This window comes from Rhizobium gallicum bv. gallicum R602sp, from assembly GCF_000816845.1.
GTDB lineage: Bacteria > Pseudomonadota > Alphaproteobacteria > Rhizobiales > Rhizobiaceae > Rhizobium > Rhizobium gallicum.
On record NZ_CP006877.1, the window covers coordinates 2,584,642 to 2,610,620 of the forward strand.

23 protein-coding genes and 1 pseudogene are annotated in these 25,979 nt (G+C 60.4%); 14 read left to right on the top strand and 10 right to left on the bottom strand.

All coding sequences use genetic code 11. The features are described 5' to 3' along the window. Window positions 1-236: 236 nt before the first annotated feature. Complete coding sequence (gene recQ / locus RGR602_RS12850) at window positions 237-2,099, bottom strand: DNA helicase RecQ (protein ID WP_039845439.1); 1,863 nt, start codon at window positions 2,097-2,099, stop codon at window positions 237-239. Further along, entirely contained in the window at window positions 2,099-4,078 is a 1,980-nt protein-coding gene (dnaG, locus tag RGR602_RS12855) for a DNA primase (protein WP_039846840.1), read from the bottom strand. Before dnaG ends, recQ begins: the two co-directional genes overlap by 1 nt. Window positions 4,079-4,386: 308 nt before the next feature. Here dnaG and RGR602_RS12860 point away from each other — a divergent pair, with 308 nt between their 5' ends. The 3 genes from RGR602_RS12860 (at window position 4,387) to RGR602_RS12865 (ending at window position 6,064) form a co-directional block, all read left to right on the top strand. Continuing rightward, complete coding sequence (locus tag RGR602_RS12860; protein WP_039845440.1) at window positions 4,387-4,653, top strand: hypothetical protein; 267 nt, start codon at window positions 4,387-4,389, stop codon at window positions 4,651-4,653. A 17-nt stretch (window positions 4,654-4,670) separates the two neighbouring features. Further along, entirely contained in the window at window positions 4,671-5,087 is a 417-nt protein-coding gene (locus RGR602_RS37165) for a hypothetical protein (protein ID WP_166677388.1), read from the top strand. A 110-nt stretch (window positions 5,088-5,197) separates the two neighbouring features. Continuing rightward, window positions 5,198-6,064 (top strand): hypothetical protein, encoded by an 867-nt coding sequence (locus tag RGR602_RS12865; RefSeq protein WP_039845441.1) that lies wholly within the window; start codon window positions 5,198-5,200, stop codon window positions 6,062-6,064. Here the strand turns inward: RGR602_RS12865 and RGR602_RS12870 are convergent. Next, complete coding sequence (locus RGR602_RS12870; protein WP_039845442.1) at window positions 6,057-6,509, bottom strand: GatB/YqeY domain-containing protein; 453 nt, start codon at window positions 6,507-6,509, stop codon at window positions 6,057-6,059. The two genes, RGR602_RS12865 and RGR602_RS12870, sit on opposite strands and share 8 nt — an antisense overlap. 273 nt (window positions 6,510-6,782) lie before the next feature. Here RGR602_RS12870 and carA point away from each other — a divergent pair, with 273 nt between their 5' ends. Continuing rightward, window positions 6,783-7,988 carry a glutamine-hydrolyzing carbamoyl-phosphate synthase small subunit gene (gene carA, locus RGR602_RS12875; protein ID WP_039846841.1) on the top strand — a complete coding sequence of 402 codons (1,206 nt, stop codon included), beginning with the start codon at window positions 6,783-6,785 and terminating at the stop codon, window positions 7,986-7,988. A gap of 125 nt (window positions 7,989-8,113) precedes the next feature. Further along, complete coding sequence (locus tag RGR602_RS12880) at window positions 8,114-8,434, top strand: antibiotic biosynthesis monooxygenase family protein (RefSeq protein ID WP_039845443.1); 321 nt, start codon at window positions 8,114-8,116, stop codon at window positions 8,432-8,434. A 16-nt stretch (window positions 8,435-8,450) separates the two neighbouring features. Here the strand turns inward: RGR602_RS12880 and RGR602_RS12885 are convergent, their stop codons facing one another. The 4 genes from RGR602_RS12885 to RGR602_RS38315 form a co-directional block, all read right to left on the bottom strand. Next, complete coding sequence (locus RGR602_RS12885) at window positions 8,451-9,854, bottom strand: MATE family efflux transporter (protein ID WP_039846842.1); 1,404 nt, start codon at window positions 9,852-9,854, stop codon at window positions 8,451-8,453. Window positions 9,855-9,998: 144 nt separating this feature from the next. After that, window positions 9,999-11,246 (bottom strand): TCR/Tet family MFS transporter, encoded by a 1,248-nt coding sequence (locus RGR602_RS12890; protein ID WP_039845444.1) that lies wholly within the window; start codon window positions 11,244-11,246, stop codon window positions 9,999-10,001. 238 nt (window positions 11,247-11,484) lie between these two features. Beyond that, entirely contained in the window at window positions 11,485-11,742 is a 258-nt protein-coding gene (locus RGR602_RS38310) for a hypothetical protein (RefSeq protein WP_223844032.1), read from the bottom strand. Then, window positions 11,655-11,954, bottom strand: a complete 300-nt coding sequence (locus RGR602_RS38315) for a LysR family transcriptional regulator (RefSeq protein WP_223843939.1) — start codon at window positions 11,952-11,954, stop codon at window positions 11,655-11,657. Before RGR602_RS38315 ends, RGR602_RS38310 begins: the two co-directional genes overlap by 88 nt. 113 nt (window positions 11,955-12,067) lie before the next feature. Between RGR602_RS38315 and RGR602_RS12895 the strand changes: the two genes are divergently transcribed. After that, window positions 12,068-13,063: an aldo/keto reductase gene (locus tag RGR602_RS12895; RefSeq protein WP_039845445.1), complete on the top strand. Its 996-nt coding sequence runs from the start codon at window positions 12,068-12,070 to the stop codon at window positions 13,061-13,063. 78 nt (window positions 13,064-13,141) lie between these two features. Here RGR602_RS12895 and ypfJ read toward each other — a convergent pair whose 3' ends face one another. After that, window positions 13,142-14,074, bottom strand: coding sequence for a KPN_02809 family neutral zinc metallopeptidase (gene ypfJ / locus RGR602_RS12900; RefSeq protein ID WP_039845446.1), 933 nt, complete (start codon window positions 14,072-14,074; stop codon window positions 13,142-13,144). A 234-nt stretch (window positions 14,075-14,308) separates the two neighbouring features. Between ypfJ and RGR602_RS38320 the strand changes: the two are divergent. From RGR602_RS38320 to RGR602_RS12930, 6 genes and pseudogenes are all read left to right on the top strand, one after another. After that, window positions 14,309-14,547: pseudogene (locus RGR602_RS38320) on the top strand (LytTR family DNA-binding domain-containing protein); the annotation flags it as partial. A 72-nt stretch (window positions 14,548-14,619) separates the two neighbouring features. Then, window positions 14,620-15,645 (top strand): zinc-dependent alcohol dehydrogenase family protein, encoded by a 1,026-nt coding sequence (locus RGR602_RS12910; RefSeq protein ID WP_039846843.1) that lies wholly within the window; start codon window positions 14,620-14,622, stop codon window positions 15,643-15,645. A 172-nt stretch (window positions 15,646-15,817) separates the two neighbouring features. Further along, complete coding sequence (carB, locus tag RGR602_RS12915; RefSeq protein ID WP_039845448.1) at window positions 15,818-19,330, top strand: carbamoyl-phosphate synthase large subunit; 3,513 nt, start codon at window positions 15,818-15,820, stop codon at window positions 19,328-19,330. A gap of 45 nt (window positions 19,331-19,375) precedes the next feature. After that, entirely contained in the window at window positions 19,376-20,593 is a 1,218-nt protein-coding gene (locus tag RGR602_RS12920) for a T6SS phospholipase effector Tle1-like catalytic domain-containing protein (protein WP_039845449.1), read from the top strand. Window positions 20,594-20,845: 252 nt separating this feature from the next. After that, on the top strand, window positions 20,846-21,322 hold the full coding sequence (gene greA, locus RGR602_RS12925; protein WP_022714254.1) for a transcription elongation factor GreA: 477 nt from the start codon (window positions 20,846-20,848) through the stop codon (window positions 21,320-21,322). Between the two features lie 39 nt (window positions 21,323-21,361). Next, window positions 21,362-22,402 carry a glycosyltransferase family 4 protein gene (locus RGR602_RS12930; RefSeq protein ID WP_039846844.1) on the top strand — a complete coding sequence of 347 codons (1,041 nt, stop codon included), beginning with the start codon at window positions 21,362-21,364 and terminating at the stop codon, window positions 22,400-22,402. Between the two features lie 129 nt (window positions 22,403-22,531). On the opposite strand, the gene RGR602_RS12935 is transcribed toward RGR602_RS12930, so the two are convergent. After that, a complete protein-coding gene (locus RGR602_RS12935) occupies window positions 22,532-22,783 on the bottom strand; it encodes a glycosyltransferase family protein (protein WP_039845450.1) in 252 nt (83 codons plus the stop codon). An 83-nt stretch (window positions 22,784-22,866) separates the two neighbouring features. Continuing rightward, window positions 22,867-23,337: an Lrp/AsnC family transcriptional regulator gene (locus tag RGR602_RS12940; RefSeq protein WP_082046539.1), complete on the bottom strand. Its 471-nt coding sequence runs from the start codon at window positions 23,335-23,337 to the stop codon at window positions 22,867-22,869. Between the two features lie 719 nt (window positions 23,338-24,056). Here RGR602_RS12940 and trxB point away from each other — a divergent pair. Continuing rightward, window positions 24,057-25,031 carry a thioredoxin-disulfide reductase gene (gene trxB, locus RGR602_RS12945; RefSeq protein ID WP_039845451.1) on the top strand — a complete coding sequence of 325 codons (975 nt, stop codon included), beginning with the start codon at window positions 24,057-24,059 and terminating at the stop codon, window positions 25,029-25,031. Window positions 25,032-25,054: 23 nt separating this feature from the next. Continuing rightward, the gene (locus RGR602_RS12950) at window positions 25,055-25,951 is read left to right on the top strand and encodes a LysR family transcriptional regulator VtlR (protein WP_039845452.1); all 897 of its coding nucleotides are present in this window, start codon (window positions 25,055-25,057) and stop codon (window positions 25,949-25,951) included. Window positions 25,952-25,979 lie beyond the last annotated feature (28 nt).

Genomic DNA, 25,979 nt, shown 5'->3' on the forward strand with positions numbered 1-25,979 from the left:
CGCCCGAAAATGTCTCCCACATGCCGAGCACGCCACCGGTCTTCTGCCGTCGCATGAATAAAAACCTGCCCGTCATGCAGATGTCCAGCAATACGCTCACACCCGGCAACGAAACCACCGCTCTGTTGAAAATTGTCATTGAAGCTCCCCTCGGACGTTAGGGGAAACAAGAGGTCCGACACGCAGAACATCACTCGATTGCATTAGACAGCCCTCTGCAACCGCCTCTTTCCGGTCTAGTCGTCGTTTGCCAGAATGACGTCCAGAAACGCATCGCCATAGTGTTCAAGCTTCGATTGCCCTACGCCGGAGATGTTTAAGAGCTCCTTCAGGCTCCTTGGCCGCTCGGTGGCGAAGGCGATCAGCGTCGTGTCGGGAAAGACGACATAGGGCGGCACGCCGAGGGATTTCGCGATCGAGGTGCGTTCGGCCCGAAGCGCTTCGAAGAGAATGCCGTCGGCGCCGGAAAGGCCGGAGCGGCGCTCGCTACGTTCGGCTTTCTTGGTGCGGCGTTCCGAGGCCGGGCGATCCTTGCGGAAGAAGACCTGGCGTTCATGCTTGAAGACGGCACGGGCATCCGGCTCCAGCTTCATCGCGCCATAGGCCTCATGATCGATACGGATCAGACCCATGGCAAGAAGTTGGCGGAAGACGGATTGCCAGATGCGGGCCGGGATATCCTTGCCGGCGCCGAAGACCGGCATGTCCACATGGCCGAAGCGCTCGGTCTTTTCGTTGGTATTGCCGAGGAGCACATCGATCACATGGCCGGTGCCAAAGCGCTCGCCGGTGCGATAGACGGCGGCAAGCGCCTTGATCGCCGCTTCCGTCCCATCCCAGGTTTCGACAGGCTTCAGGCAGGTATCGCAGTTGCCGCACTTGCCGGCATGCGCTTCGCCGAAATGCCCAAGGATCGCCTGGCGGCGGCAGGAAGCGGTTTCGCAGATGGCGAGCAGCGCGTTGAGCTTGCCGCGTTCGATGCGTTTGATCTCGTCGGCCGCATTGCCCTCGTCGATCATGCGGCGGCGCTGGATGGCGTCGGACATGCCATAGGCCATCCAGACCTCCGACGGCAGGCCGTCGCGCCCAGCGCGGCCGGTTTCCTGGTAATAGGCCTCGATGGAGCCCGGTAGGTCGAGATGGGCGACATAACGCACATTCGGCTTGTCGATGCCCATGCCGAAGGCGACTGTGGCGACGAGGCAAAGTTCTTCCTCCTTCAGGAACGCATCCTGATTGGCATCGCGCAGCGACCGGTCCATGCCGGCATGATAGGGAAGCGCGCGGATGCCCTGCGTGTTCAGCCAATCTGCTGTGTCTTCGACCTTGGCGCGCGACAGGCAGTAGATGATGCCGCTATTGCCCTTGTGCCTCGAGAGGAACCGCAGGAGCTGCTGTCGCGGCTGATTGCGCTCGACGATTTCGTAGGAAATGTTCGGCCGGTCGAAGCTGGTGGTGAAAACCTTGGCGTTGTTCAGCGCCAGCCGTTCGATGATGTCGTCGCGGGTGTGTGGATCGGCAGTCGCGGTCAATGCAATGCGCGGCACGCCCGGATAGTGTTCCGCAAGCCTACCGAGTTCGCGATATTCCGGGCGGAAGTCATGCCCCCATTGCGAGACGCAGTGCGCTTCGTCGATCGCAAAGAGCGCGATCTTCGCACTGCCGATCGTCTCTCTGAAGCCGTCCATGAGGATCCGCTCCGGCGTGACATAAAGAAGATCGAGCTGACCCGCCGACAGTGCCCGGCGGACATCGACGAATTCCTCGCGGGTGAGCGACGAGTTGATCGCTGCAGCGCGGATGCCGAGCTGCTTCATCGCCTCCACCTGATCGCGCATCAGGGCAATCAGCGGCGAAACGACGATGCCGACGCCGTCGCGGCAGAGCGCCGGGATCTGGAAGCAGAGCGATTTGCCTGCGCCCGTCGGAAAGAGCACCACTGCATCGCCGCCTGCCACGAGCTGATCGATCACTTGCTGTTGCTTGCCGCGAAACGCGGGATAGCCGTAGACCCGCTTCAGGATAACGAGCGGGTCCTGGCGGTTGCCGAAGAGCGCACCTGCGGCCGAAAACGCCATGTCGCCGCCGTCCATCTCCATCAATGGCTTGCCGCGCCCTTCACACGGCCGGAAAGCACGCCGAAACCATCGATGATGGCTTCCTGGTTTTCCAGCCGGAGGCCCTCGAAATGAACTTCCTGCAGGGCGCGCATCAACTGGTCGATGACATCGCCGTCTCCGGCCTCTGTTGCCTCTGCGATCTCGCGTTCGAGCTCGATCTTCTGCCAGCGCAGCGCCTTTGCGCGCTGGTGGAAGGCAAGCGCCTGGCGGTAGCCCTCGCGGGCATCCTCCATGGCCGCCTCCTCCGTCGCGATCCAGAGGCGCGCGTTGCGGATCTGCTGCTCCAACCCCTTGAGGAGCGCGCCGAAACCCTGCTCCTCCAGCCGCTCGATCAGGTATTCGCGCGTCAGATGCGGCCCGGCGACGGCCGCCGCAGCACCGAGCACACCTGACCATAGCCGCTGAAGCTCGCGGTTGTCGTAATCGATCGAGGCTATTTCGTCATACTCGTCCTGCATCAGGGCGGGATGATTGACGATGGTGAGCGCCAGCACGCTTTCGCGCAACGCCGGAATTTCCTGATGCCCGCGCACGAGACCCGAACGCGCAAGGCGCTCGGAAACGCCGCCGCCGGAGATGCGCGCGCCGCGCGCCTCCTGCCCGCCGCGCCCGCCGGGCCGGCCGCCGCGATCGAAGCTACGGCGTTCGCCACGGTTTTGGAATTGCGGCTGAAAGAATGCGTTGAGCCGATCCCTGATGTCCTGCTGATAGTGGCGGCGGACATTTTCGTCGACGATGACGGCGACCATCTGCTTCAACCGAGCTTCGAGTTCGGCGCGCGCCTCCGGTGTATCGAAATTGCCCGCGTTGATCTCGCGGCTCCAGAGCATCTCGGCGAGTGGCTTTGCCTGGCTCATCACCTTGTCGAAAGGCGCACGGCCATCATGGCGCACGAGGTCGTCTGGGTCCTTGCCATCTGGCAGCAGCGCAAAACGCACGGTTCGGCCGGGCTTCAGATGCGGCAGCGCCAAATCTGCCGCACGGTTTGCGGCGCGGATACCGGCGCCATCGCCATCGAAGCAGAGCACCGGCTGCGGTGTCATTTTCCAAAGCAGTTCAAGCTGGTTCTCGGTAAGCGCCGTACCGAGCGGCGCAACTGCATTCTCGACGCCGGCCTGATGCAACGCGATGACGTCCATATAACCTTCGACGGCGATGATCGTGCCGGCGCCGTCTGCGCCTTGGATCGCTCGCCGGGCGCGCGCGAAATTGTAGAGCACATTGCCTTTGTGGAAGAGTTCGGTCTCGTTGGAATTGAGATATTTTGCTGGCGCATCCGGCGACATGGCGCGGCCGCCGAAAGCGATCACCTTCTCCCGCGACGAGAGGATGGGAAACATGATGCGGTCGCGGAAGCGATCGTAGCTGACGGGCACGTCGGGACCATGGACCACAAGACCACAGGCTTCGATCTGCTCCTTTGCAACGCCCTTGCCCGCCAGAAACTCCTTGAGCGCATTGCGGCTGTCCGGCGCAAAACCGAGGCGGAAGGTGTCGATTGTCCGGCCCGTCAGTCCGCGGTCGCGCAGGTATGCCCGCCCCCGCGCGCCGTTCGCCGTTTGCAGTTGGTCTTGGAAGAACTGCGTCGCCAGTTCCATGACGTCCTGAAGCGAGCCACGCTCCTTCTCGCGCTTTTCCATGACAGGATCGGCGATCGGCATGGCGACACCCGCCATATCGGCGATCTGTTGAACGGCTTCGGGGAAGCTCATGCCCTCAAGCTCGGTCAGGAAGCGGAAATGGTCGCCGGTGACGCCGCAGCCGAAGCAGTGATAGCGGCCCTTGCGGTCCTCGCAGTGAAAGCTCGGCGACTTCTCGCCGTGGAACGGGCAGCAGGCCCAGTAATCGCCGCGCGAAACATTGGTCTTGCGCTTGTCCCAGCTCACGCGACGGCCGACCACATCCGAAATCTGGACGCGGTCGCGTATCTCATCGAGAAAGGAATTGGAAAAGCGCATATGAACCTCTTGGCGAACCATCATATACGCAGGTTTGGCGGAACCTGCCATGAACTTCGGCGGAAAGACGCGCTATTCACAGGCTTGGCGCCCTTAAGTTTGTATTGACCACGACGCATGCGTGCCCAGAAGCAATTGAAATTCTAGGTGCCACATTGAGCTTGTTCACAAGCAGTTCCCGTCCTTCGAATGGGACGAAAACAAGCAGCAAGCAGATATCCCTGAAACCTCGAATCGACTTTCCAAAAGCAGCGGCCGCATAGAACGAACCGCATCTGAAATTCCGATCGACATGGAGGAGTTCGCACATGGGCAATCTCTCTGGTTCGCTCATGGTAATCGCGATCGTCGATACGCTGCGCGCTCAATCCTGCCGGATTGTCTCGTGCGGCACGCCAGCACGAGCAAAGAGCGTATCGTCAGATGTTCGGCTGAAGAGATCAAAAAATATCGCGCGCGGCGAAGACCGGACCGACCACACCCGTGTCGCCGCCCTCCTGCCACTACGTCCAACAGCAGAAGGCTTTGAAAGATCGACTCCGAAAAATAACAAAAAGACAATCAAAAAAGCGTGACAGTTTGCAGCCGAGGGGTGCGACAACTGCGCACGCCGACCGCCGGTCCGCAATCCGAACAGACCAAACAGGCTCGCGGCAAGACACGCCGCCCGACGAATCAAATCATTGATTATCAATCGATTAGCGCGCGTGGAAGAAAGTGGTGGGATAAGCTCGGCGTTGACCGTGCGCACCGTTCATTTGCATTTAACAAGCTCACGATCGAATTATTATATTTTTGTAATTTGAATCCTCTGCTGCATCGCAATACGCTCCTTCCCAACAAAGCGATCCCCGAGCGAGGCTCCATCCCTACCCCCGGCGCCGCCTCGCAAGGGTGCCTTTGCAAATACGCCGCTGGTTTGGGTTTCGGCCTGCGTCGCCAGCGACAAGCAAAGAGCAAGAAGGCAGGAGCGCCCCCAGCTCCTGCCTTCTTTACTTTTGCGCTTTAACCTTGTCGGTTAACTGACCCTCGGAATTTCGCAGCATCCTTGTGCAAAGTAACATTGACAGGCGCGTCCTTCGTAACAGATGGAATACGTGTGCCCGCCTGGAATGTTCGATGTCTATTACCGCAGAAAAACTTGCAGCCGATGATCGTTTTTTTGAAGCGGTATTACTCTGCGCCAATGAGATGCTTGCGATCTATCGCGAAAGCCCGCGCATTGCCTCGATCTTTGCCGCACAGCAGCGCTGGCTGATGGCGCATGCCGGATTTGCGCTGCACTACGGCTATCCTGACGGCATAAACCAAGGGCTTTACTCCGGCCGCTTTGTCGAATTCGTCGTCGCCAACAAGATCGCCAGCCGCAATACCGCTGCCGCTTTCATGCAGGAAATGCTTGCCTATCGCTTCCTGAGACCGGCAAGCGGCCAGAGCGATCGCCGCACGCGGCTGCTTGAGCCGACAGAAACGGCCGAACAGCATTTCCTGAAGTGGCTGCTCGCCCATCTGTTCATCCTCGACGGACTCGATGGTGGGAAACGCTTCGAGCGCGCAAGCGCGGATCTTTCAACCATCGGCAAAATTCAACCACTGATCGCCAGGGCAATCATCGAAACCGATGCCGTGCGCGACCCCGGCAAGACCTTCAATCTCTTCAACTGGGCAAATTCGGGCGGGCTGGTCATGGATTATCTGATGTCGCGCCTGCCGGGCTTCGACCGGTCGAAGGAGCGCATCGCTCTTGGTCCCGTATCGCTCGGCGAAATCCGTGCGCAATTCATGATTTCGAATACGCACCTGAAGCGCCTGCTTTCACAGGCCGCCGAAATGGGAAGCATCGGCTGGGAGGAGCCACCGCGCAAGGGCGATCTCTGGCTCTCGCGCGGCTTCATTCTCGAATACTGGAATTATCAGGCCGCGAAATTCGCGGTCGTCGATGCTGCCGCCGAGAAAGTGCTCGGCCCGGCTGATAGGCCTATTTAAGCAGTTCCTTGACCGTGCCGGACGCCTTGGCGAAGTCCATTTGGCCGGCATAGTGTTCCTTGAGCGCCGCCATGACCTTCCCCATGTCCTTCGGCCCCTCGGCGCCGGTCTCCTTGATGATGGCTGCGATATTCGCCCGCACTTCGGAGTCCGAAAGTTGCTTCGGCAGGAAGTCCTGGATCACAGTGATCTCGGCACGCTCTTTGGCAGCGAGTTCCGGACGGGCGTTTTCTTCGTAGATCTTAGCCGATTCGTCGCGTTGCTTCACCATCTTGGCGAGGATCTGCAGAATCTCGTCATCCGGAGCCTCGCCTTTGCCTGTGCCGCGATTGGCGATATCGCGGTCCTTGATCGCCGCCTGGATCAGGCGGACGGTCGAGAGCCGTTCGGCATTCTTGGATTTCATCGCGTCCTTGAGCGCGGTGGCGACCTGATCGCGCAGCATTATCTTCACTCCTGTTGAATGCGCTTCATAAACCAGCCCGATGGCAGGGATCAAATAAATTGCGAGATTTGCGCGAGAAAGCGAAGGAAAAGGCGGCCGATCCACGCTAGAAAGATTGACGCCGGGGCACAGCGCGGCTATCTACCGCCACCTGCACCAAAATTCGTGATCAGGCCTGAGATGCGCTGCGACAAGCTGCGCCCATACCCTTGCGAACACAAATGGCAGTCTGACGGCCCCAAGACGTCAGGACCTGCCGGAAACGGGATGAAGATGACCGCGACAGCACCCTGGACAACCGAAAAGCCGACCGCCCTGCTCGTTCTTGCAGATGGAACCGTGATCGAAGGCAAGGGGATCGGCGCTACCGGCAAGGTCCAGGCCGAAGTGGTCTTCAACACGGCGCTGACCGGCTACGAGGAAATTCTGACAGACCCCTCCTATCTCGGCCAGATCGTCACCTTCACCTTCCCGCATATCGGCAATATCGGCACAAATGACGAAGATATCGAAGACCTGACGCCGGCAGCGCGTCACGGCGCGGTCGGCGTCATCTTCAAGGCCGACATCACCGAGCCCTCCAACTACCGAGCCGCAAAGCATCTCGATGCCTGGCTGAAGTCCCGCGGCGTCATCGGCCTCTGCGGCATCGACACCCGCGCGCTCACCGCCTGGATCCGCGAGAACGGCGCACCGAATGCGGTGATTGCTCATGACCCGAACGGCGTCTTCGACCTTGAAACCTTAAAGGCGGAAGCCAAGGCCTGGAGCGGCCTCGAGGGCCTCGATCTCGCCAAGATCGCCTCCTCCGGCCAGTCGTCGCAATGGGCGCAGACGCCTTGGATCTGGAACGAAGGCTACGCGGAACTCGGCGCCGACAAGGCGAAATACCATGTCGTCTGCCTCGATTACGGCGTGAAGCGCAACATCCTGCGCCTCTTTGCAGGCCTCGATTGCAAGGTCACGGTCGTTCCGGCAACGACGAGCGCCGAGGACGTGCTTGCCATGCAGCCGGACGGTATCTTCCTGTCGAACGGCCCGGGCGATCCGGCGGCAACCGGCGAATATGCCGTGCCGGTGATCCGGAAGCTGATCAAGACGGACATCCCGGTCTTCGGCATCTGCCTTGGCCACCAGATGCTAGGCCTTGCGCTCGGCGCAAAGACCGAAAAGATGCATCAGGGCCATCATGGGGCCAACCATCCAGTGAAAGACCATACGACCGGCAAGGTCGAGATCGTATCGATGAACCACGGCTTTGCGGTCGACACGAATTCACTACCGGAAGGCGTTGAGGAGACTCACGTTTCGCTCTTCGACGGCACCAATTGCGGCCTGCGCGTCGCCGGCAAGCAGATCTTCTCCGTCCAGCACCATCCGGAAGCCTCTCCCGGCCCGCAGGACAGCCATTACCTCTTCCGCCGCTTCATCAACATGGTGCGCGGGAAGAAAGGCGAAGCAGCGCTCGCCGAGCGTTAAGACGCAGTGGCCAGCCGAACGAAAGCCCGCCTGCCGCGGGCTTTTTCTTTTACCTGGCGCTTGACCTCAACTTAACTTGAGGAATTAGACCGGTTGCCGTGACATCGACAACCAAGGAGATACTGATGAACGGCGCCTTTTATCGCGTGGACAAGTTTGCCGTGCCGGAGGAGGCACGCGAGGAGTTTCTGATCAATGTGTTGAAGACGCACGAGGTGCTGCAGGCCCAGGAAGGCTTCATCCGGCACACGGTACTCGAGCAGGTTTCGGGGCCGGGCGAATTCAATTTCGTGACGATTGCCGAATGGGAAAACGCCGAGACCGTCGAACGGGTAAAGGCCGCCGTCCAGGCGGCGCACCGCGCGCGAAACTTCGATCCGCAGGCGCTTTTCACGCGGCTCGGCATCCGCGCCGACATCGCCAATTACAAGCCGGTTGCAGCTTGACGATTAAATGGCCGGTTCAGGCGCCGGCCATTTTGCCCTCGTGACGCACGAGAATGTAGAATCGTGCGCAGAGCATGACCGCGGCAGCCGCAAGGCCGACGAGAAAACCGAACCAGATGCCGACGCCGCCGAAGCCCATGGGGAAAGCGAAGAACCAGGCGAGGAAGAATCCGATCGGCCAGTAGGCAATCAGCGCCATGATCATCGGCACACGCGCATCCTTGAGGCCACGCAGCAAACCATTGGCAACCGCCTGCATGCCGTCGACGAGCTGGAAGAGACCGGCAACGACGATGAGCGGACCGGCGTAAGCCAGCACCTGCGGCGCTTCCGGCGAAGTGACGTCCAGGAACCAGCTGCCGAGGAATTCGGGCATGATGGCAAAAAGCACGCCACCGATACCCGAGATCGCCGCCGCGATGATCATTACCGCGATGGAGGCGCGAACCAGAGCGGAATGGTCCCCCTGCCCGTGCGCAATGCCGACGCGGACAGTTGCGGCCTGCGAGAGACCGAGTGGGATCATGAAGGCAATCGATGCCCATTGGAGCGCAATGCCATGGGCCGCAAGCTCAATCGTGCCGATGTAACCCATCAGCAGCGAGGCAACTGTAAAGAGGCTGACTTCCGCAAGAATAGTCACGCTGATCGGCAGACCGAGACGAACGACGTCCCAAAGCGCGTGCCAATCCGGCCGCCAGAAACGCACCAGGATCTCGTAACGCCGCGTCTCCTCCCTCATCTGCACATAGGCGAGGATGAAGAAGAACCCCGCAGTCTGCACTGCGACCGAGACGATCGCAGCGCCCTCAAGGCCCATTGCCGGAAAGCCGAAATGACCGAGGACGAGGGCGTAGGCGAAGATCGCGTTCATCACCAGCATGGCAATGGTCACATTGAGGACGACGGCAGCCTTGCCGATCGCGCTGACGAGCGCGCGCACAACATTGTAAAGCAGCCCCGGCAGCACGCCGAAATGGCCGATCAGGATATAGCCGTGCGCAAGCTTTGCCACTTCGGGCTTCTGGCCGGCGGCGAGCAATATCTCCTCGGCATAGAAGAAGGCCGGCTGCATGACGAGCCAATAGACTGTGACCATCCAAAGGCCCATGCGCATCGAGCGACGAACAGTGACGACATCGCCCCGGCCGTAAGCCTGCGCGACCATCGGGATAACCGCGATGGCAAAGCCCGAACCGAAAATCAGGATCGTGAACAGAAACTGCGCCGACAGCACCATTGCAGCCAGGTTCTCGGCGCCGAGGCGGCCGACGATCATCACGTCCGTCGTGTTGATGCCAAGCTGGGCAAGCTGCGCGCCGATGAACGGAATGCCGAGCGCTAGCGTAGCGCGAAAATGCGCACCCCAGTGATTGTCGGTTTGCGGCGCAATCCTGTGCACGTCGATCGGCGCGTCCATCAGAGCCATTCCTGTTTGGTTGAATCACTTCAGGCCGCATTCGCGGCAAAGTAATACCGGGCCTTAGATCAAAGGCCCGCAAAGAGCCACCCTAAAAGGGGCAGATGATGAAAAATTCATCACATCATCACGAATTCTGATAGCTCATTGCGCCGGCGCCTCCAAGGCTTCCGAAGGTTTGGGTGTCCGGACCTTCGCGAGGAACACCAGGGCCGCCGACAGAATAAAGAAGGCGGCGAGCAGGTAGGGAGCACCGGCAAAGGTCACAGGAGCATGCGGCCCGGTGAAATAGCCGAACATCTGGGTGAAGATCAGCGGGCCGGCGATCGTCGTAATGCTGCTGAGGCTGGTCAGCGCTCCCTGCAATTCGCCCTGCGCGGATGGCGGCACCTTGCCGGCGGCGATGCTGCGAAGCGGCGGATCGGCGACATTTTCCATCACCGTCAGAATAATGACCGTGTAGACGACCCAGCCCTCCCAGGCGAAAGCATAACCCGTCAGACCGACGGCAGAGAAACAAAGGCCGACGATGGCGGTCTTCCACTCACCGAGCACCGGCACGATCTTTGGCAGCACAAGCCCCATGACGATCGCAGCGCCGATGCCGTAGATCCCGAGCGAAAGGCCGATCTGGCCTTCGCTCCAGCCGTAGCGATAGGTCGAAACGAAGGACCAGACGGACGGATATACGGCGTGTGCCAGCCAGAAGAGGAACATGACGGCGCCGACCCAGCCAATGCCGGGATAATTGCGCATCTGCTTCAACGCGCCCAGCGGATTGGCCCGCTTCCATTCGAACGTGCGCCGATGCTTGGCGTCCAGCGTTTCCGGCAACAGGAAATAGGCCGCAGCGAAATTGAGGAAGGAAAGCGCTGCTGCGCCGAAGAATGGAACACGCGGGCCGAATTCGCCGAGCAAACCGCCAATGACCGGACCGATGGTGAAGCCGACGCCGAAGGCGATGCCAATCAGGCCGAAATTCTTTGCGCGGTTCCCGTCATTGCTGATGTCGGCGATATAGGCAGAACACGTCGCGTAGCTGCCGCCGCTGAAGCCTGCGAGCGCCCGGCCGATAAAAAGCATCCAGAAGCTGGTGGCGACCGCGCAGATCAGATTGTCGATCGCGAAGGTCAACACGGAGAGAAGCAAGATCGGACGGCGGCCGAAACGGTCGCTGAGATTGCCAAGCAGTGGCGAGAACAAAAACAGCATGCCGGCATAGACGACCAGTAGCCAGCCGCCGTCGAGTGCGGCATCGCTAATGGTTCCGCCGGTCAGTTCCTCAAGATAGGCGGGCAGGACCGGCATGATGATCGCAATGCCGATCACGTCCAAAAACAGGATCAGGAAAACGAGGAAGAGGCCGCGGCGAACGAATTTGGGATCAAGCATGGAACATCTCTCAACAGCGGATTGCTTTCTGGAAAGACGATCTCGTCGCCGGGGTTTGTTACATAGCTTAACGAGAAAAATGAAACAATACGTGAACATTTCAAAGTTTTTGATCAAGCCGCCAGTGAAATTGATCGGCGGCGGGAACAAACGGGGACTCTAAGCGGGCCGCCGCTACTCCTTCACGAAATCGACGAAGGCGCGCAGTGCAGCCGCCATGGGCCTGTGGCTGGCATACTTAAGCATGGTTCGGAGAATTCGGAGACTCCTGAAGGATCGGCAGATCGGCGCGAGTTCGCCCCGTGCAATGGTTGGAGTGAGCCCTTCCTCGAAGAGCCGATGAGCCCGGCGAACACAGAACCACCTCCATCTCGATGACGTTGGCCACCAGCGGCCCGGACGGCGAGATCACCAGCGTTTCGCCGTCGCTCTCGAACTCCCAGTCGAGACGTGCACCGCTTGACCGAGTGCCGAAACAATCGCCAAGCGCCGACACGAGGCGCTTCCAACAGCTTTTCGCCGGCTTGGGTCGGCGTCATGCCGCGGGTCGTGGCGGTTGAGGAAACGCACGCCGAGCCGCTGTTCGAGGCTACGGAGAGATGTGCTAAGCGAAGATGGCGACACGCCGTGTTTGCCGGCTGCAGTGCGAAAGTTCCGTTCCCTTGCAATGGCGGCGAAGGCAGCCAGATCACTGAAAGGCGAAGTCATCCATTGTGCGTAATTCCGTACGGGCCGTTCAATACTGTACGGGTTATCGCACAAGGTCTAGCCGGATAAATCACGTCTGAGAATGCCGCTGGTATCGAAAAAAGGGAAAAGAGATGCACACCTATCGTTTGGCAAAGACCGGGCCCGAAGTTTCTGCCATCGGCCTCGGTTGCATGGGTATGTCGGGCATGTATGGCCCTTCGGATCGCGAAGAGGGCATCGCCACCATCCATGCCGCGCTTGATGCCGGCGTCAACCTGCTGGATACGGGAGATTTCTACGGCATGGGCCATAACGAGATGCTGATCGGCGAAGCGCTGAAGGGCCGCAAACGCGAGAATGTCGTCATCAGCGTCAAGACCGGAGCGCTCCGCGATCCGCAGGGCACGTGGCTCGGCTATGATTGCCGGCCGGCGGCGCTCAAGAACTTCGTCGCCTACTCGCTGCAGCGTCTCGGTGTCGACTACATCGACATCTACCGCCCTGCCCGCCTCGACCCGAACGTGCCTATCGAAGAGACCGTCGGCGCGATCGCCGACATGATCAAGGCCGGTTATGTCCGGCACGTTGGCCTTTCCGAAGTCGGCGCCGACACGATCCGCAGGGCGGCGGCCGTTCATCCGATCGTCGATGTTCAGATCGAATATTCACTGATTTCCCGCGGCATCGAAGATGCAATTCTGCCCACCTGCCGCGAACTCGGCATCTCGATCACCGCTTACGGTGTCCTCTCGCGCGGCTTGATCAGCGGCCACTGGCAGAAGGGCCAGGAATCGGGCAAAGGCGATTTTCGCGGCTACAGCCCCCGTTTCCAGGAAGGCAATATCGACCAGAACCTGGCGCTCGTCGAAGAACTCCGCAAGATCGCCGAGGCAAAGCGCGTTTCGGTCGCTCAGATCGCAATCGCCTGGGTTGCCGCACAGGGCAAGGACATTATCCCGCTCGTCGGCGCCCGCCGCCGCGACCGGCTGACGGAAGCGCTCGGCTCAAGAGCTGTCGAGCTTTCTGCAGATGATATGGGCACCATCGAACGCGCCATTCCGAAGGATGCGGCGGCAGGTGCGCGCTACTCGGATACGCAATTGCAGCATATGGACAGCGAAAAATAGGACCATAAGCTCTTGCTGGCAGCCCTCCCCAGCCTTCTCCCTGACAAAATGAGGAGAGAGTGGACAAAAGTTGGACGCTCAAACCGGCCCGGAGAACGTATCGCAGGCGGCGAGCTGGCCACTGTCGAAGCCTCGCTTGAACCAGCGCATGCGCTGGTCCGACGTGCCGTGATTGAAGCTTTCCGGCACGACATAGCCCTGGCTGCGCTTCTGCAGCGTGTCGTCGCCGATCTGCTGAGCGGCGTTCAGCGCCTCTTCAAGGTCTCCGGCATCAAGCATGCCTTTCTGCTCGGTATATTTCCCCCAGATGCCCGCAAAGCAATCGGCCTGCAACTCGACGCGCACCGACATCTTGTTGGCCTCCGCTTCGCTCATGCGCTGGCGCGCCTCGTTGAACTTCGGCAGGATGCCGAGCAGGTTCTGGACGTGGTGGCCGACTTCATGGGCGACGACGTAGGCTTCGGCGAAGTCGCCGGAGGCGCCAAATTTTCTTTCGAGCTCCTGGAAGAACGTGGTGTCGAGATAGACCTTGTGATCGCCAGGGCAATAGAACGGTCCGCTGGCGGCGGATGCGAAACCGCAGGCCGATCGCGTAGCCTCCGCAAACAGCACCAGTGTTGGCTCCTCATAATCCCTGCCCTGAGCCTGGAAGATGCCCTGCCAGGTGTCCTCGGTCTCGGCCAGCACGGTACGCATGAATGCAGTCATCTCGTCATCGGCGGGCGGGCTAGTGCCTTCCGATTGGCTCTGCTCGTAGCCGGAGCCGCCCGTCATGCCGCCATCCAACACCTGCATCAGGTCGATGCCCATCGCCTTGAAGATCAGATAGATGACAACGAGGAAGATGATCGTGCCGATCGAAAGCCCGCCGCCCCTGCGTCCCACACCGCCGCCGGTTGGAAAGCTGAAGCCGCCGCTGCGGCCGAACGGATTACGGCCGAACCCGCCACCTGTCGCGTCACCGCGGCGATCCTCGACATTGTCCGACTGGCGGCGCCCCTTCCATTCCATCTGAACTCTCCCCTGGCGATGCGCAGGCAATGCGCTCTAAGGCAATTATATATCCGGCGAGGGCGTGAAGGCCAGCAGGTTTCAGGCAAAGGGCTTTAGACGCAGACAAAGCGCAAGAATGGCACCGATCGTCGCGAGCACAATGCCCACCATGGCGGAAGCCGTATCGTTCCCGCTGAAGATCATTTCATTCATGAACCGCCCCGGAACCAGAGTGAACAGACCGGTGCAAGATACTACACCGCAGTCGTAACGCCTCGGCCGCGAACTCGTGTTCCTTGCGTTTTACCGATGCGCTGAAGGAGACGGGCGCCACAGCCGGGCTGCAGGTTCATCGCTCGCACGGGACCGCCGATGCCTATGTCGAGCGCTTGAAGCGGGACAACGGAAAGCTCCTTATCCTGACGCGCGAGGCCTTCGAAATTCCGGCCAGCCGTGGCTATGCGGCTGAGGTGCGACGTCGCGTCGGTTGAAGAAAATGCATCAAATGCTTGACGTGACTCCCGCTTTTGCCCTCACTGAAGGAGAGGATGCGGGAGGACATGATGAAAGCTGTACGCCTGGAAGCGAGGGGGCGGCTTGCCGTGAGCCGAATGGAAAAGCCGGTGCCAGGCCATGGCGAAATGCTGGTGAAGGTCGAAGCCTGCGGCATCTGCGGCACCGACCGCCATCTCTTCCTGGGCGAATTTCCGTCGAAGACGCCGGTGACACTCGGGCACGAGTTCGTCGGCATCATCGAAGCCGTTGGGCAAGGCGTGACCGCCTTTCGCCCCGGCATGCGGGTGACCGGCGACCCGAACATCGCCTGCGGGCGCTGCCCGGAGTGCCAGCGCGGACGTGTCAATCTCTGCCGGAACCTGCAGGCGATCGGCATTCATCGGGATGGCGGTTTTGCCGAATATGTCTGCATGCCGGAGCAACAGGCGTTCGAACTGCCTCAGTCGCTGGCACCGCTGCATGGCGCCTTTTGTGAACCCCTTGCCTGCTGTCTGCACGGCGTCGATCTGGCAAAGATCAGGGCCGGCGCATCCGTGGCCGTGCTTGGCGGTGGCGTGATCGGACTGCTGGTCGTGCAGCTTGTGCGGCTCGCCGGCGCAACACGCGTCGTGCTGGTGACGCGCAACGCCGATAAACGGCGGCTTGCCGAAGACCTTGGCGCGACGGCTACGTCCGACCCCTCAGCAGGCGACGTCGCCGATCTGGTGACGGCTGACCAGGGCCTTCTGCCGGGCGGTGCCGATGTGGTGATCGAATGCGCCGGCGTTGCGGAGACCATGGAACAGGCTCCTCTCCTCGCCCGCCGCGGCGGCACCGTCGTGATCCTCGGTGTCATGCCGCAAGGCGCCAGGATTTCCATGCAGCCCTTCGATCTGCTGTTTCGCGAGATCAAGCTGGTGAACTCGTTTTTGAACCCCTTCACTCACGGCCGGGCTGCGGACTTGATCGCCTCGGGCGTCATCAAGGTCGAGCCTCTCATCTCCCGCCGGATCGGGCTTGATGACGCGCCGGAAGCGATCGCCAATCCGGCACGCAACGGCGAGATACGCGTCATTGTAGTACCCGGCCCGTGAACGGCATTTCAGGAGTTTTCGGATTCCTGTCGATTCCGCGATTTATGGGGTTCCGTTTGCAAATACATTTGCCTATAAGCCGCTTCTAGCCTGAAAAGACCCCTCGTGCGCGACCGACCCGGTGCCTCCCACCCTGGCCGGCTTTTTGCGCAGCTAGAAACGGATATCGTCAATGCCGAAGCGCCAAGACATCAAATCGATCCTCATCATCGGCGCGGGACCGATCGTCATTGGCCAGGCTTGCGAATTCGACTATTCCGGCACCCAGGCCTGCAAGGCGCTGAAGGAGGAAGGCTACAGGGTCATCCTTGTCAACTCCAACCCGGCGACAATCATGACCGACCCGGGTCTTGCGGACGCGACCTATGTCGAGCCGATCACCCCGGAAGTCGTCGCCAAGATCATCGCCAAGGAGCGGCCGGATGCGTTGCTGCCGACCATGGGCGGCCAGACGGCGCTGAACACGGCTCTTTCGCTAAAGCGCATGGGTGTGCTCGACCGATACAATGTCGAGATGATCGGCGCCAAGCCGGCCGCGATCGACATGGCGGAAGACCGCGCCCTCTTCCGTGAAGCCATGGCCCGCATCGGGCTGGAAACGCCGCGCTCGATGCTGGCGAACGCCACAGACATCAAGGACGCCGACCGCAAGATGCACGAGGCGGAGCGCACAAAGCTGCGCGAAAGCCTCTCGGGCGCCGCGCTCGACACTGCGCTGGACGATCTGGAAAACCAGTGGAACCTGGGCGAGAGCGACCGCAAGCAGCGCTATTTGAACCACGCAATGGCGATCGCCGCTCAGGCGCTCGATGACGTCGGCCTGCCGGCCATCATCCGCCCGTCCTTCACTCTCGGCGGCACCGGCGGCGGCATTGCCTACAACCGTTCGGAATTCTTCGACATCGTCGGCGGCGGCCTCGATGCTTCGCCCACGACCGAAGTTCTGATCGAGGAGTCGGTCCTCGGCTGGAAGGAATATGAAATGGAAGTCGTCCGCGACAAGGCGGACAATTGCATCATCATCTGCTCGATCGAAAACATTGATCCGATGGGTGTCCACACCGGCGACTCGATCACCGTCGCTCCAGCGCTGACGCTGACTGACAAGGAATATCAGATCATGCGCAACGCCTCAATTGCGGTGCTGCGCGAGATCGGCGTCGAGACTGGCGGTTCAAACGTCCAGTTCGCCGTCAATCCGAAGGACGGCCGCCTCGTGGTCATCGAGATGAACCCGCGCGTTTCACGCTCTTCGGCGCTCGCTTCCAAGGCAACCGGGTTCCCGATCGCCAAGGTCGCGGCGAAACTCGCGATCGGCTACACGCTGGACGAACTGGAAAACGACATCACCGGTGGCGCCACACCCGCCTCCTTCGAACCGTCGATCGACTATGTCGTCACCAAGATCCCGCGCTTTGCCTTCGAGAAGTTCCCGGGCGCCTCGCCGATCTTGACGACGGCGATGAAGTCCGTCGGCGAAGTCATGGCGATCGGCCGCACCTTCGCCGAATCACTGCAGAAGGCGCTCCGCGGCCTCGAAACGGGGCTGACTGGCCTTGATGAAATCGAAATTCCAGACGTCGAGGAAGGCGAGTCCAGCCAAAACGCCATCCGTGCCGCGATCGGCACGCCGACGCCCGATCGCCTGCGTATGGTTGCCCAGGCGTTGCGCCAGGGCATGAGCGAGGCCGAGGTTCACGAGGGCTCCAAGATCGACCCGTGGTTCATCGCCCAGTTCAAGGCGATCGTCGACATGGAGGCCCGTATCCGCGAGCATGGCCTACCGAGCGACGCCGCAAACCTGCGTATGCTCAAGGCCATGGGCTTTTCGGACGCGCGCCTCGCGACGCTGACGAACAAGCGTCCGAAAGAAGTGGCGGAACTTCGCAACAGCCTGAATGTCCGCCCGGTTTTCAAGCGCATCGACACCTGCGCGGCCGAATTCGCCTCGCCGACTGCCTATATGTATTCCACTTACGAAACGCCCTTCGTCGGCGCCGCCCGCTCCGAGGCGCAGGTCTCCGACCGCAAGAAGGTCGTCATCCTCGGCGGCGGTCCGAACCGTATCGGCCAGGGTATCGAGTTCGATTACTGTTGCTGCCACGCCGCCTTCGCACTGAAGGATGCCGGCTACGAAGCGATCATGATCAACTGCAACCCGGAGACCGTCTCGACCGACTACGACACCTCCGACCGCCTCTATTTCGAGCCGCTAACGGCCGAAGACGTGATCGAGATCCTGCGCGCCGAGCAGGAGAAGGGTGAGGTCGTCGGCGTCATCGTCCAGTTCGGCGGTCAGACGCCGCTGAAGCTTGCCGAAGCGCTGGAAAAGAACGGCATCCCGATTCTCGGCACCGCGCCGGATGCGATCGACCTTGCCGAGGACCGCGACCGCTTCCAGAAGCTCCTGATGAAGCTCGACCTCAACCAGCCGAACAACGGAATTGCCTATTCCGTCGAGCAGGCCCGCCTCGTCGCCGCCGAAATCGGCTTCCCGCTGGTTGTACGCCCCTCCTACGTTCTCGGCGGCCGCGCCATGCAGATCATCCACTCGGAATCGATGCTGCAGACCTATCTGCTCGACACCGTTCCGGAACTGGTACCGGAAGACATCAAGCAGCGCTATCCGAACGACAAGACCGGCCAGATCAACACGCTGCTCGGCAAGAACCCGCTGCTCTTCGACAGCTACCTGGCGAACGCTATCGAGGTCGACGTCGACTGCCTCTCCGACGGCGATGACGTCTACGTCGCCGGCATCATGGAGCACATCGAAGAAGCCGGCATCCATTCCGGCGACTCGGCCTGCTCGCTGCCGCCGCGCTCGCTGTCGGGGGACTTGCTCGACGAGCTCGAGCGCCAGGCAAAGGCCATGGCCAAGGCTCTGAATGTCGGCGGTCTGATGAACGTGCAGTTCGCTATCAAGGACAGCACCGTCTACGTGCTCGAAGTCAACCCGCGTGCCTCGCGCACCGTGCCATTCGTGGCAAAGACCATCGGCGCGCCGATTGCCAAGATCGCCGCCCGCGTCATGGCCGGCGAAAAGCTGGATGCGGCCTTCGCCGCCTACGGCCAAAAGCCCGACCCGCGCGCCCTGAAGCACATTGCCGTCAAGGAGGCCGTCTTCCCCTTCGCCCGCTTCCCGGGCGTCGATACGCTGCTTGGGCCTGAAATGCGCTCGACCGGGGAGGTCATCGGCCTCGACACCGATTTCGCCCTTGCCTTCGCCAAGTCGCAGCTCGGCGCCGGCGTTGAACTGCCGCGTGACGGGACGGTCTTCGTCTCCGTTCGCGACCACGACAAGCCGCGCGTGCTGCCTGCGATCCGTGTTCTTGTAGGCGAAGGTTTCAAGGTACTCGCCACCGGCGGCACGCAACGTTTCTTGGCTGAAAATGGCATCGAAGCGACGAAGATCAACAAGGTGCTCGAGGGCCGGCCGCACATCGAGGATGCGATCCGCAACCGCCAGGTCCAACTTGTCATCAACACGACGGACGGCAACAAGGCGATCTCCGATTCGAAGTCGCTCCGCCGCGCGACCCTGATGCAGAAGGTGCCGTATTACACGACCATGGCCGGTGCCGAAGCAGCCGCCCAGGCGATCAAGGCGCTGAAGGCCGGCAACCTCGAGGTTCGCCCGCTGCAGAGCTATTTCCAAGCGTTAGACGACCGGAAGTTGCCGTAAAACCTCCCGGATGTTAGCGTTGCGGCGGTACATCCGGAGCGGTTGATGGCAAAGAACATCGTCATTCTGTTCGATGGCACATCGAACGAGATTTCGGCCGACCGGACCAATATTGTCAGACTATTCGGCACCTTGAAACGCTCGGATGAGCAGATCGTCTACTACGATCCAGGCGTCGGCACGTTCGGCGCGGCCAATGCCTGGTCGAGACTGCTTCGCAAATCCTATGAGGTTTTCGGGCTCGCGACGGGCTGGGGCCTCGACCAGAACGTCAAGGAAGCCTACCGCTTCCTGGTCGAAAACTACGATCGCGGCCCGCCCGACACCGCTCGGCGGCATTCCGACCGCGACCGCATCTACATCTTCGGCTTCAGCCGTGGCGCCTATTCGGCGCGGGTGCTAGCGGGTTTCATCCATGCCTTCGGCCTTACAAGCCGGCATCATCTCAACCTGCTCGATTATGCCTACAGGACCTACAAGGGAATTTCCGCGCACGAAGAGAAAGCCGGCGGCGCTGCGCAGAATGGTGGCGAGGATCCGTCCTCTGCTTTCGCCGCCATGCGTCTCTACGAACGCATGCTCAGAAACGACCGCCCGCCGATAAAGCTGCTTGGTCTTTTCGATACGGTGACCTCAGTGATCGAAACGGGGAAATGGTTTCCGCAGTTCAAGACCCATCCGTTCACCCGTAAGAACCCGAGCGTCGAATGGGTGCGGCACGCAGTCGCCATAGATGAACGGCGGACCATGATCCAGCCAGAGCTCTGGGAGCAGGACCAGGAATATTGGGGTCGCCCGTTCCGGCCGAAGGCACCGGTGGCGAAGCAGAATTTCCGGGAAGTATGGTTCGCCGGCGTCCACGGCGATATCGGCGGCGGCTATCCGGAAGCGCAAAGCGGGGCAGTCAAGATCCCCCTAGCCTGGATGATCCAGGAAACGCAACCGGCCGGGCTCCTCTACCGCACCCGCATCGTTAACGACATCGTGCTCGGAAAAGGCGGGAAGAAGTATGTGCCGCTGAACGCCACTGCTCCCTTCCATGATTCCATGACCGCCGGGTGGAAAATCCTTGAATACATTCCGCGGCGGGTGCCGGAAAATTCCTGGCGCCGGCAGGGCAACCGCAATGCGATCTATTTTCCGTTGAGCGACCGGCGCTTCATTCGGGACGATGCGCTGATCCATATCTCGGTCAAGGAACGGATGAATTCCAGCTCCTACAATCCGCCGAATCTGCCTGCGGATCCTGACTTCGTTTCTTAACGGCTTGAATCACTCTCTGCGATTACTTGTCCAAGCGCTTGATCCGACTCACATCTTCACCAACGCGATCGGCGTGCTGCGAGGAGACAGTCGGCCGGGCGCGCCACATTACGAATTTTATGGAAATCGGCGGCAACGATCTGCTATAAGCGGGCGATTAGGATTATTGCACGGTTCCGAAGTCCCCTTCGGGACCTGTTTTCTTTTGTGTCGCTGCCTGACTATAGGACACGAAGATCAAAGGACAGGAAAATGGTTGATAAGGTTCCGATGACACAGGGTGGTTTCGTCAAGCTGCAGGAAGAGCTGCGCTGGCGTCAGCAGGAGGAGCGCCCGCGCATCATCGAAGCGATCGCCGAAGCCCGTGCCCATGGCGATCTTTCCGAAAACGCCGAATATCACGCAGCCAAGGAAGCGCAGAGCCACAACGAGGGCCGCATCAGCGAGCTCGAAGACCTGACGGCGCGCGCCGAAGTGATCGACCTTGCAAAGATGTCCGGCGACAAGATCAAGTTCGGCGCCAAGGTCAAACTCGTCGACGAGGACACCGAGGAAGAAAAGACCTACCAGATTGTCGGCGATCAGGAAGCCGACGTGAAAGCCGGCCGCATTTCCATCTCCTCCCCGATCGCCCGCGCGCTGATCGGCAAGGTAGTCGGCGATTCCATCGAGGTCATCGCACCGGGCGGCTCGAAAGCCTACGAAGTCCTGTCGATCTCCTGGGGTTGATTGCCTGTGGCGGAGACGGTCAAGGCGGCCGCAATCGATATTGCTGACGTCGAAATCATCGCACCGAACTTCAAGCAGCGACTGTCCGGCGTCACGTCGACGATCGTTCAGCTGATTCCCCTCCAGGTCAGACTCGGCATCAAGATTGCGACGCTCGGCCCCGGCTTACCGAAAGACCTACCGAAGCTGACGTGGAGACAGCTTCTTGGCGCATGGCGTCCGTCAGCCGGACGCCGGCAGCGCGTATGGCACGCACGACGCAACAACGAGATGGCCGCTGGTATCGTGCTGCGGCACGTGTTGCGCATGCCGCTGAAGCTGCTTTTTACGTCGGCCGCCCAGCGCCGCCATACCGCCTACACCCGCTGGCTTATCCGCCGGATGGACGCAGTCGTCGCGACCAATGCCCGGTCCGGTTCTTTCCTCCAGGTGCCGCATATTGTCATCCGCCACGGCGTCGATCTGGAACTCTTCCATCCACCCCAGACTGCCGAGGACACCATAGAGGCCACCGACCTGCCCGGGAGGTATCTCGTCGGCTGCTTCGGCCGCCTCCGGCATCAGAAAGGCACCGACCTTTTCGTTCGGTCAATGATCGATCTGCTGCCGCAACATCCAGATTGGACGGCGGTGATCTCCGGTCGGGTAACGGCAGAGCATAAAGCTTTTGCCGACAAGCTGCAGGCCGATGTCGCCGCCGCCGGCCTTGCTGATCGGATCGTCTTTCTGGGCGAAGTGCCAGACATCAAGGTCTGGTATCGCCGCCTAACCCTATATGTTGCCCCTTCCCGAAATGAAGGTTTCGGGCTGACGCCTCTCGAAGCTATGGCCTCGAAGACTACGGTTGTGGCATCGGACGCCGGAGCCTATGCCGAAATGATCGAGGACGGGACGAACGGAAGCGTCGTCCCGGCCGGCGATGGCGAAGCTCTCACGAAGGCAATCGCCCCCTATCTCGCCGATCCACAATGGACGCTCGCCCGTGGCGAGGTTGCGCTCGCGCATGTGCGGGCGAATTTTGCGCTGGAAGGCGAAGCGACGGCTCTGAAGGCCGTCTATGAGGATCTTCTGCGGCGGTAGAGGTCAATTCCATCGGCTTCGGCTTGCGCTTGAAACGTTCGAGACAGGTTCTGGCGACCGCGTCTTGCGAGAACCCGGCTTATCATCGTCTCGTTGCCGCCAGCTTGGAGGCTAGAACAGGATCATTGATCAGCCGCTGATCGCCTTCGCGAAACTATCGACATCGCCGGCGTCGCCAATGAGACCGTTCGCCCAGCTCGGCCCCTCCGACCGGCTCGAGACCACCGGCTTGTGCGGCGCGCAGGCTTCGAGGATAGCCTTGCCGAGCAGCTCATGGTTCGACAGGCAGCGCGGAACAAAGCGTCCAATGGACGTAACGACAGGTGCATCTTCCGGTGTCTTCAGCGCGGCCCGATCGACCGGCGCGAAACGCTCCCGCATTCGGGAAATGGGAGATGACCTCGACGCCGAGCGTCCAGCACCAGTTCCTTTTCGACAATCGGAGATACCGCGCGCCATTATGTCTAAATATCTACGAGAGAGACATCCTTTACCTGTCGGATGGTCAACATCGTCCGCACGGTATCCACATTCTCCGTGGCCGTGAGCTCTTCGATCACAAAATCCTGAAAGCCCGCAAGGTTCTCAGCGACGCACTGCAAAAGGAAATCGGATTCGCCCGACACCATCCAGGCCTCTCGCACGAGCGGCCAATTGGCTGTCTGCTTGGCAAATGCCTTCAGATTGGCATCCGACTGATGTTTCAGACCGACCATGCAGAAGGCCACCAGATCATAACCGAGCGCCGGCGCATTCAAGAGCGCCCGATAGCCACGGATGAAGCCGGTTTCTTCCAGCTTACGCACCCGCCTCAGACACGGCGGCGCTGATATACCGACCCGCTCGGCAAGTTCGACATTCGTCATACGGCCATCATTCTGAAGCTCGCGCAGAATCTTCATATCTATTGCATCAAGTTCGACGCGCATCACCATGGTAGAGCTTCCTGTTTCTTTTGATCGGCCGTTGGCGGGCCGCTTCCTATTATTGCCCGCGACAAATTCAAACGCCGCGCTTCGCTGCCAAAGTATATTCAGTTGAGGTTCGAACTTGCCCTTGACACCCGCGCCAATCCATACATCGTCCTCGTTAAGCGTCGACCGAACCGCCTTGCTTTAATCGTGTTGCTGCCGAGATGCAGTGACCTCGGCAACACCAAGCCTCTAGCGAGGCAGAAATAGCGCGAAACCGGCCCCATATGCATCTTGATCCTTAAGGCTTTTTCATCTGATCTGATGCCCAAATGCGGGATGTTGAGCCGCGCTTGACTGATTGGCCGGGAGAAGAATAGGTCAAAGATCCATCATAGACAAAATCGATACCCCTTTCGTCAGACACTGTTTTCAATATCCCTGGTACTCGCTCGCGGATGCTTCAACGGAAATGATGATCGGCGCTTGCCCATTGCTGGCTCTCTGTTGTAGCGGTGTGGATGAAATGGTCGATAACAGCATCAGCCAGCGAAAACGAGGGCGTCGGGGTCAAACCAACAAAAACATCTGCGGATAGCCCATGATAATTACGCAAGCACTTGTGCGTATTCCATGCTGTCCCCTTGAAAGGTAGCTTGGTTCATCCCTAGACTATACAAAAGCGTTTATTACGATATCTCGCACGGCTTCGACAGGATGCCTGCCACCAAAGGATCCGGACCATGACTGCCCGACACACTAAAGTTCTCATCATCGGCTCCGGTCCCGCGGGCTATACGGCCGCAGTCTATGCGGCACGCGCAATGCTGAAGCCGGTGCTGATCGCCGGGATGGAGCAAGGCGGGCAGTTGATGATCACGACGGATGTCGAGAACTATCCGGGCTTTGCCGATCCGATCCAGGGCCCGTGGCTGATGGACCAGATGCTGCAGCAGGCCAAGCATGTCGGCGCAGAGATCGTCAGCGACATCGTCACCGAGGTCGAGACGAACCAGCGGCCCTTCGTGGCGCGCACCGACAGCGGCCAGGTCTGGACCGCCGATACACTGATCATTGCGACCGGCGCCAAGGCAAAATGGCTCGGCATCGAAAGCGAACAGCATTTCCAGGGCTTTGGCGTTTCAGCCTGCGCCACATGCGATGGCTTCTTCTATCGCAACAAGGACGTCATCGTCGTTGGCGGCGGCAACAGCGCCGTCGAGGAAGCCCTTTATCTTTCCAACATCGCGAAGTCGGTGACGGTGGTGCATCGCCGTGATGCGTTCCGCGCCGAAAAGATCCTGCAGGAGCGCATCTTCTCGAAGGAGAATGTGACGGTTCTTTGGAACACCGAAGTCGCCGAAATCACCGGCATGCCGGCGAAACCGCCGATGCCGCCCTCCGTTGCCGGCGCGCGCTTGCGCGATACCCGCACCGGCGCCATCAGCGACGTTTCGGTCGATGGCGTCTTCGTGGCGATCGGCCATGCACCGGCAACCGAACTTTTCAAGGGCAAGCTCAAGCTCAAGGACAACGGCTATCTCTGGACCGCTCCGGATTCGACCGCAACCAGCATAGAGGGGATCTATGCTGCGGGTGACGTGACGGACGATACCTTCCGGCAGGCGGTTACCGCCGCCGGCATGGGATGCATGGCCGCCCTCGAAGCCGAGCGTTATCTCACGGGCCACATGCCCGTCGCCGTGGCCGCGGAGTAAAATCGGCTATGAGGGGTGGGGGGATGCCATTGGATTGGGACAAGCTGCGTATTTTTCACGCGGCTGCCGAGGCCGGTTCGTTTACGCATGCGGCCGACAAACTGCATCTCTCCCAATCCGCGATCAGCCGTCAGGTGAGCGCGCTGGAGCAGGACGTCGGCACCAAACTCTTCCACCGCCATGCCCGCGGCCTGATCCTGACGGAACAGGGCGAACTGCTCTATCGCACCGCCCATGATGTGCTGCTGAAGCTCGAAACGGTGAAGATGCAGCTGACGGAAACGACCGAAACGCCCAGCGGCAAGTTGCGGGTGACCACCACCGTCGGCCTCGGCCAGGGCTGGCTGACGGACAAGATCCAGGAGTTCATGCAGCTCTATCCGGACGTTCAGATCCAGCTCATTCTCGACAACGAGGAACTGGACGTGAACATGCGTCACGCAGATTGCGCCATCCGCCTGCGCCAACCGCAGCAGTCGGATCTCATTCAGCGCAAGCTCTTCACCGTGCATATGCACGTCTATGCCGCCCCCTCCTATATTAACCGCTATGGCGAGCCTCAGTCGGTCGAGGATCTGGACAATCACCGCATCATCACCTTCGGTGAGCCCGCCCCCAGCTATCTGCTGGACGTAAACTGGCTGGAGATCGCCGGCCGCTCTTCGGACAACAAGCGGATTCCGCATCTGCAGATCAACAGCCAGACCTCGATCAAGCGCGCCTGCCTGCTTGGCATCGGCGTCGCCTGCATGCCGGATTACATCGTCGGACGCGATCCGGGTCTCATCCAGTTAGCGATCAACGCCGACGTGCCCTCGTTCGACACCTATTTCTGCTATCCGGACGAAATCAAGAATGCCGCAAAGCTGAAGGCATTCCGCGATTTTATCGTCAGCAAGGCGAGAAACTGGAACTTCTGATTCCCGTTTTTGTTCACTCAAACGCAGA

Bases quoted from the DNA above. Each gene is read 5' to 3' on its own strand.
- recQ (WP_039845439.1), bottom strand. From the start codon at position 2,099: ATGGAGATGGACGGCGGCGACATGGCGTTTTCGGCCGCAGGTGCGCTC.
- dnaG (WP_039846840.1), bottom strand. From the start codon at position 4,078: ATGCGCTTTTCCAATTCCTTTCTCGATGAGATACGCGACCGCGTCCAG.
- RGR602_RS12860 (WP_039845440.1), top strand. From the start codon at position 4,387: ATGGGCAATCTCTCTGGTTCGCTCATGGTAATCGCGATCGTCGATACG.
- RGR602_RS12865 (WP_039845441.1), top strand. From the start codon at position 5,198: ATGTCTATTACCGCAGAAAAACTTGCAGCCGATGATCGTTTTTTTGAA.
- RGR602_RS12870 (WP_039845442.1), bottom strand. From the start codon at position 6,509: ATGCTGCGCGATCAGGTCGCCACCGCGCTCAAGGACGCGATGAAATCC.
- carA (WP_039846841.1), top strand. From the start codon at position 6,783: ATGACCGCGACAGCACCCTGGACAACCGAAAAGCCGACCGCCCTGCTC.
- RGR602_RS12880 (WP_039845443.1), top strand. From the start codon at position 8,114: ATGAACGGCGCCTTTTATCGCGTGGACAAGTTTGCCGTGCCGGAGGAG.
- RGR602_RS12885 (WP_039846842.1), bottom strand. From the start codon at position 9,854: ATGGACGCGCCGATCGACGTGCACAGGATTGCGCCGCAAACCGACAAT.
- RGR602_RS12890 (WP_039845444.1), bottom strand. From the start codon at position 11,246: ATGCTTGATCCCAAATTCGTTCGCCGCGGCCTCTTCCTCGTTTTCCTG.
- RGR602_RS38315 (WP_223843939.1), bottom strand. From the start codon at position 11,954: ATGACTTCGCCTTTCAGTGATCTGGCTGCCTTCGCCGCCATTGCAAGG.
- RGR602_RS12895 (WP_039845445.1), top strand. From the start codon at position 12,068: ATGCACACCTATCGTTTGGCAAAGACCGGGCCCGAAGTTTCTGCCATC.
- ypfJ (WP_039845446.1), bottom strand. From the start codon at position 14,074: ATGGAATGGAAGGGGCGCCGCCAGTCGGACAATGTCGAGGATCGCCGC.
- RGR602_RS12910 (WP_039846843.1), top strand. From the start codon at position 14,620: ATGAAAGCTGTACGCCTGGAAGCGAGGGGGCGGCTTGCCGTGAGCCGA.
- carB (WP_039845448.1), top strand. From the start codon at position 15,818: ATGCCGAAGCGCCAAGACATCAAATCGATCCTCATCATCGGCGCGGGA.
- RGR602_RS12920 (WP_039845449.1), top strand. From the start codon at position 19,376: ATGGCAAAGAACATCGTCATTCTGTTCGATGGCACATCGAACGAGATT.
- greA (WP_022714254.1), top strand. From the start codon at position 20,846: ATGGTTGATAAGGTTCCGATGACACAGGGTGGTTTCGTCAAGCTGCAG.
- RGR602_RS12935 (WP_039845450.1), bottom strand. From the start codon at position 22,783: ATGCGGGAGCGTTTCGCGCCGGTCGATCGGGCCGCGCTGAAGACACCG.
- RGR602_RS12940 (WP_082046539.1), bottom strand. From the start codon at position 23,337: ATGGTGATGCGCGTCGAACTTGATGCAATAGATATGAAGATTCTGCGC.
- trxB (WP_039845451.1), top strand. From the start codon at position 24,057: ATGACTGCCCGACACACTAAAGTTCTCATCATCGGCTCCGGTCCCGCG.
- RGR602_RS12950 (WP_039845452.1), top strand. From the start codon at position 25,055: ATGCCATTGGATTGGGACAAGCTGCGTATTTTTCACGCGGCTGCCGAG.